The organism is Actinophytocola sp., assembly GCF_036402745.1.
Lineage (GTDB): Bacteria > Actinomycetota > Actinomycetes > Mycobacteriales > Pseudonocardiaceae > Actinophytocola.
In genome coordinates this window covers 22,877-29,198 of record NZ_DASWSJ010000346.1, presented here as the reverse complement: position 1 = coordinate 29,198, position 6,322 = coordinate 22,877, and the positions used below count along the sequence as shown (strand labels likewise).

At 73.0% G+C, this 6,322-nt stretch carries 6 protein-coding genes; 2 read left to right on the top strand and 4 right to left on the bottom strand.

Features of this window, described 5'->3' with window-relative positions:
• The 3 genes from truB to VGD70_RS31440 all read right to left on the bottom strand — a co-directional run.
• Positions 1–554: tRNA pseudouridine(55) synthase TruB (truB, locus tag VGD70_RS31450; protein WP_331087790.1), on the bottom strand; the 554-nt coding region annotated here is incomplete at its 3' end.
• 54 nt (positions 555–608) lie between these two features.
• Complete coding sequence (locus VGD70_RS31445) at positions 609–1,922, bottom strand: MFS transporter (protein WP_331087794.1); 1,314 nt, start codon at positions 1,920–1,922, stop codon at positions 609–611.
• Positions 1,923–2,019: 97 nt separating this feature from the next.
• Positions 2,020–3,324, bottom strand: a complete 1,305-nt coding sequence (locus tag VGD70_RS31440; RefSeq protein ID WP_331087788.1) for an MATE family efflux transporter — start codon at positions 3,322–3,324, stop codon at positions 2,020–2,022.
• Between the two features lie 62 nt (positions 3,325–3,386).
• Here VGD70_RS31440 and VGD70_RS31435 point away from each other — a divergent pair, with 62 nt between their 5' ends.
• Together VGD70_RS31435 and VGD70_RS31430 are read left to right on the top strand one after the other, a co-directional pair.
• A complete protein-coding gene (locus VGD70_RS31435; protein ID WP_331087786.1) occupies positions 3,387–3,914 on the top strand; it encodes a CGNR zinc finger domain-containing protein in 528 nt (175 codons plus the stop codon).
• A gap of 218 nt (positions 3,915–4,132) precedes the next feature.
• Entirely contained in the window at positions 4,133–4,951 is an 819-nt protein-coding gene (locus tag VGD70_RS31430) for a tetratricopeptide repeat protein (protein WP_331087784.1), read from the top strand.
• Here the strand turns inward: VGD70_RS31430 and VGD70_RS31425 are convergent.
• Entirely contained in the window at positions 4,948–6,291 is a 1,344-nt protein-coding gene (locus tag VGD70_RS31425; RefSeq protein WP_331087792.1) for a Gfo/Idh/MocA family protein, read from the bottom strand. The two genes, VGD70_RS31430 and VGD70_RS31425, sit on opposite strands and share 4 nt — an antisense overlap.
• Positions 6,292–6,322: the final 31 nt, after the last annotated feature.

Genomic DNA, 6,322 nt, shown 5'->3' with positions numbered 1-6,322 from the left:
GCGCCCAGGTCGCGGGCCAGCGCGCGGACGTAGGTGCCCGAGGAGCACTCGACCATCACGTCCAGCTCGACGGTCCCTTCGGCACGGCGGGTGGCCAGCAGGTCGAACCGGGACACCTCGACCGGCCGGGCAGCCAGGGCGACGTCCTCGCCGGCGCGGACCCGGGCGTAGGCGCGCTTGCCGTCGACCTTCACCGCGCTCACCGCGCTCGGGACCTGCTGGATGTGCCCCGTGAGCACGCGAATCCCGGCGGCGATCGCGTCGTCGGCCACGCCGGAGGCGTCCACAGTGGACAAAACCGTGCCCTGCGCGTCGTCGGTGGTGGTCGACGCGCCCAGGCGGATCGTGGCCAGGTAGGCCTTCGTGTCCAGGGCCAGGTGGCCGAGCAGCTTGGTGGCCCGCTCGATGCCGAGCACCAGCACGCCGGTGGCCATCGGGTCGAGCGTGCCGGCGTGGCCGACCTTGCGGGTGCCCATGATCCGCCGCACCCGGGCGACCACGTCGTGGGAGGTGAGCCCGTCCGGCTTGTCGACGACGACGAGGCCGGGAGGCACGGTGACACGCTGCTTCGTTGCTGCTGGGGGCACGAGGTCAGATTTTCGCAGAGGTCAGGCCGGCGCCAGGTCCCAGGCCCGCCGCCGGATCTGCACCGGCACCTCCTCGCCCCGCGCGGCCGCGTCGAACACCGCCGCCCGAGCACGCCGCCACCACACCGACGTCCGCCACAGTCCGAGCAACAGAACCGCCACCACCGACAGGAGCGCCAGGCGGAACGCGGTCTGCGGGGTGAACGAGCCGAACGCGGACAGCAGCAGGCCGATGGCCAGCGCGGACCCGGTGATCGCGACGAACCCGCCCACGTTCACCACGCCGGTCGCCGTCCCGACCCGGCGCAGCGGGTTGTAGTCACGAGCCAGCGCGAAGGCGATCGTCGACGCGGGGCCGCCCAGCGACAGCAGCGCGAACCCGGCCACGAGGATGCCAGCCGGCACCCGCCCGCTCGGCCAGCCGAGCAGCACGGCCCACACCGCGAGCGCGGTGACCAGGTAGGTGACGACGAGCGGCGTGCGGCACTCCGGCCAGCGGCTGATCACCGTGCCGATCGCGGGCCCGCCGACGATCGCGCCGAGCACGAGGATGGCGAGCATGCTGCCGGCCGCCGGCTCGCTGAAGCCCTGCGCCTGCACCAGGTACGGGAAGCCCCACAGCAGGCCGAGCATCGCCGGCGCGAACATCGTCGAGAAGTGGACCCAGAAGCCCAGCCGGGTGCCGGGCGTGTGCCAGGCCTGCCGCACCTGGCCGAGCACGACCCGCAGCGACTCGGGCTCGCGCGCCTCCGGCACGACGCCCAGCGCGTGGTCCCGCACGCGCAGCGCGAGCACGACGGCGTAGAGCGCGGTCACCGCGCCGGTCACCGCGAAGGTGGTGGTCCAGCCGGCGCTGTCGAGCAGGATCGAGAGCGGGAGCGTGGAGATGAGGTTGCCGAGCGCCCCGAGCGCGGCGGTGAAGGACGCGAGCGCGGCGTAGCGGCGGGCCGGGAAATGCGCGGCGACCAGGCGCAACACGCTGACGAAGGTCATCGCGTCGCCGACGCCCAGGACGGCGCGGGCGAGCAGGCCCAGCGGGTAGGACGTGGCGAACGCGAACACGACTTGGCCCAGGCCCATGAGGAGCGCGGCGACGGTGAGCACGCGGCGGGGGCCGTAGCGGTCGACGAGGAGGCCGGTCGGGACCTGCATCAGCGCGTAGACGCCGACCTGCAGCACGGTGAACGTGCCGAGCGCGGCGGGGCCGAGCCCGAACCGGGAGGTCGCCTCGATGCTGGCGACGCCGAGCGACGTGCGGTGGAAGACCGCCGCCAGGTAGACGAGGACCGCGATGGCCCAGATGATCAAAGCCCGTCTGGTCTGGCGGGAGTGCAGCACAACGCTCCTGTTCGGTGTCGATCTCCGTCCCGCTGGTTACAGCGCCGCGCGACGGCGAATCGTTAGCCGAGCTAAGCGTGGGCTCCCCCACACCTCAGCCACGCACGGCGCCCAGCACCGCCCAGCGGCCGGACCTCGCGCGGGCCAGGACCGTGGCCAGCCGGACCAGCATGAACGCGCTGAGCCCGGTCCAGATGCCCACGAGCCCCCAGCCGAACGCGAACGACGCCCACACCATCGGCAGGAACCCGATCGCCGCCGAGGCGATGGTGGCGGTGCGCAGGAACGCCGCGTCGCCCGCGCCCAGCAGCACGCCGTCCAGCGCGAAGACCACGCCCGCGACCGGTTGCATCGCGACGAAGAACCACCACGCGTGCGGAATCTCGGCGAGCACCGAGGCGTCCGATGTGAACACTCCCGGCAGGACACCGGCGAGCGCGGCGAACAGCACGCCCAGCGCGATGCCGAAGATCAGCCCGTAGCGGGTGATCTGCCGGGCGAGGCCGCGGGCCTTGCGGTCGTCGTGGGCCCCGAGTGCCGCGCCGACCAGCGACTGCGCGGCGATGGCGAGCGAGTCGAGGACCAGCGCGAGGAACGTCCACAGCTGCAGCACCACCTGGTGCGCGCCGACCGCCGCCGTCGAGTCGTGCGCGGCCACGGTCGTCGCCGAGACGAAGCACGCCTGGAAGGCCAGGCTGCGCAGCACGAGGTCGCGGCCGAGCGCCAGCTGCACGCGCATCCGCGCCGGGATCGGCGTCAGCGGCACCCGCTCGACGATCAGCGCGCGCACGAACAGGGTCGCGGCGATGACCTGGGCGCAGACGTTGGCGATCGCGGAGCCCTCCAGGCCCCAGCCGAGGCCGTAGACCAGGATCGGGCACAGCGCGGCCGAGATCGCGTTGCCGGCCAGGACGTAGCGCAGCGGCCGGCGGGTGTCCTGCACGCCGCGCATCCAACCGTTGCCCGCCATCGTGATCAGGATGAACGGGACGCCGAACAGGGCGATCCGCAGCCAGCTCACGGCCGCGTCGGCGACCTCGCCCGGCCCCGCGAGCAGGCGCGCGATCGGCCCGGCAAGCGCTTGCCCGACCACGATGAGCACGACGCCGGCCGCCACCGCCAGCCACGTGGCCTGCACGCCCTCGGCCACCGCGTCCGCGCGCCGGCCCGCGCCGTGCAGGCGGGCGGCCCGCGCGGTGGTGCCGTAGGAGAGGAAGGTCAGCTGGGTCGACACCTGCGCGAGCACGATGGCGCCGACCGACAGCCCGCCGAGCGGGACCGCGCCGAGGTGCCCGACGACGGCCGTGTCGACCAGCAGGTAGAGCGGTTCGGCGGCGAGGACGCCGAGAGCCGGCACGGCGAGCCCGAGGATGGTCCTCAGCGGCGCCTGCTCGTGCACGGGTACTCCAGGTAAGGTGTGTTTACGGTTTTCACCCCTGACACTAGCTGTAAGGACCACTGATGGACAACGCCGATTACGTGGCGGTGGCGCTCCGCCTGGCGAACGCCCCGCTGGACGACGTGTCCGACCTGCGCGCGGCCCTGCACGAGGAGCCGTGGTGGTCCGACCGGACGACCGCCGCCGACCTGGCCCCGCTCCGCCCGGTGGTGGCGGCCCTGCGCCGGGCCTTGTCCTGTGCGGTGGCGACGGACGGCGCCGGGGTTCTGCGGGAGGTCAACGCCCTGCTGGCCGAGCACCCGGTGCGCCCGCGCCTGTCCGCGGGCCACGACCCGGCGGTGGCGAACTGGCACATCCACATGGCGGACCCGACGGCCTCCCCCGCGACGGAGGTGGCGGCCGCGGCGGCGTGGGGCATCGCGCACGGGATCGTCCACTATGGACTCGACCGCTGGGGGCTGTGTGGCGCGGACGACTGCGCCAACTATTACCTGGACACGTCGACGAACCGGGCGAAGCGGTTCTGCTCGCCGCGCTGCGCGAACCGGGTGCATGTGGCGGCGTTCCGCTCCCGCCAGCGGACTGGCTAGGGGTTTGCCGGGACGCGCACGGTATGGCCGCGAAGGCGATCACGGCGCGGCGGTTGCGCGGTGCGGCGGCGCGGTGCGGCGCGGCGGTGGTCGGTGTGCGGTCGCCGCGGGGGGTGGCTTGGTCGATCGGCCACGTCCGGATCGTCGTGGCCTGGGGACCGGTCCCCTGGCGTCGGTGCGAGCATCAACCTGTGCGATTTTCGCGGCGGAAAGATCCCATGGACATGTTCGAGCGGGGCAACGAGCTGTTCCGCAAGGGGGACGAGCGCGGTGCGGCCGCCGCGTATCAGGCGGCCGTCGACTCGGGGCATCAGTACGCGACGGCCGAGGCCGGGATCAAGCTCGGCATCATGCGCCGGCGGGCGGGCGAGTACCCGCAGGCGGTGATCGCCTACCGGGCCGCCATGGGCACCGGCCATCCCGAGAAGGCGCCCGTCGCCGCGTTTCTGCTGGCTGGGGTGTTGTCGGACACGGGGTCGTACCGCGAGGCCGTCGACACCTACGAGTACGTCATCGGGTCCGGGCACTCCATGGTGCCCAGCGCGCTCCTCTGCATGGCCGAGGTGCTCCGGTACGACCTGAACGACCTCGCCAAGGCCGCCAAGACCTACCGACGCGCCATCGACACCGGCGACCCCGCGTCCGCGCCGCCGGCGATGGTCGAGCTCGCCTCGTTGCTGCGGACGAACGGGCCGGAAGCCGCGATCGCGTTGTACGAGCGGGCGATCGCCAGCGGTCACGTCGAGGCGGTGCCGCTGGCTCGCCGGGCACTGCGCGAGATGCGCGGCGAGCCGGACGGAACCCCGAGCACCCGCCCGGCCGCCGGCGACGTGGACTGCCTGCTCGTCCTCGACGGCGACGGCGAGGTCCACGGCCTGTGGTTCGAGGACCCGGCCATCGGCGACGCGTGCGCCGCGGACCGCGGGCGGGTCCAGGACATCCTCATGGCCAACGGGCTCACGTCGTTGATGCGCGCGGGTTACACCGCCGCCGCCGACCACGATACCGGCGGCTACCGGATCACGTTCCAGCGTTAGGCGGGCTTCACCGAGTCGGTGCCCGGGTGCGGGGTCTGCCACCGGCCACGGGTGAAGTCGGGGAACTCCACCGACTTCCCGTGCCCCTTGATGGACTGCACCGACAGCGGGAAGGGCGCGTTCCACGCCGCCGAGTCGTAGACGTCGATGTCCGGCGGCAGGCCCAGCCGCAGGCACTGCACGAGGCGCCACAACATGATGTAGTCCATCCCGCCGTGGCCGCCCGGGCCCGGGCCGACGTCCGTCCACAGCCAGTGGTCGTGGTCGGCGTAGTCGGCGAACGAGCCCCACGCGTCGTTGGACTGGGCCGGCTCGAGGTAGATGCGCGGCGGGTAGTCCTCGAAGACACCCTTGGTGCCGGCCAGGTGGTTCAGGCGGGAGTACGGGTGCGGGTTCGAGACGCCGTGCACGATGTTGATCACGCGGCCGCGGGCGGTCTGGATGAGGCTCATCGTCACGTCGCCGTTGACGTAGCGCTCCTGCCAGGTCGGGTCGCCCGCGGGCATGTGCTCGGCGCGGTACTCGGCCAGGCCCAGCGCGGGCGTGCTCATCGACGTCATGCGGACGAAGCGGTCGCCGCGATGGAGGTCCATGTACGCGGCGACCGGGCCGAGGCCGTGCGTCGGATAGAGGTCGCCGTCGTACCGGGTGTGGAAGCGGCGGCGCCACTGGTCCTCGTAGTAGGTCTTGGAGAAGAGCAGCTCGCGCAGGTCGTGGAGGTACGCGCCGGAGCCGTGCAGCAGCTCGCCGAACAGGCCCTCGTGCGCCATGCGCAGCGCGCGGAGCTCGTTCTGGCCGTAGCAGCAGTTCTCGAGCTGGATGCAGTGGCGGCGGGTGCGCTCGGAGGTGTCGACGAGGTCCCAGAGGTCGTCGAGGGTGAGGCCGATCGGGCACTCGGCGCCGACGTGCTTGCCGGCGCGCATGGCGGCGAGGGCCATCGGGGTGTGCCACTCCCAGGGGGTGGCGACGTAGACGAAGTCGACATCGTCCCGCCGCACCATCCGCTCGTAGTCGTCGTCGCCGTTCGTGTAGACGGCGGGCGCGGGCTGGCCGGCGTCGGTGACGGCCTTGGCGGCGCGGGCGGCGAAGTCGGGGCGGATGTCGCAGAGCGCGGTGACCTTGGCGCCGGGAATGGCGAGGAGGAGGGGGAGCATTCCGCCGCCGCGGTTGCCGAGGCCGATGATGCCGAACCGCGGGTTGGCGATGCTCTCGAACGGTTGGCCGATCATGGAGCGGCCCTGGGGCTCGGGCGCTGCGCCGGTCTCGGCCGCCGCCGCTGTGTCGCTGGCGGCGGCGGCGATCCCCAGTCCGACTCCGGCGACGGCCGCGCCGCGCAACATCGCCCGCCGGGACACCGACTGATCACTCACG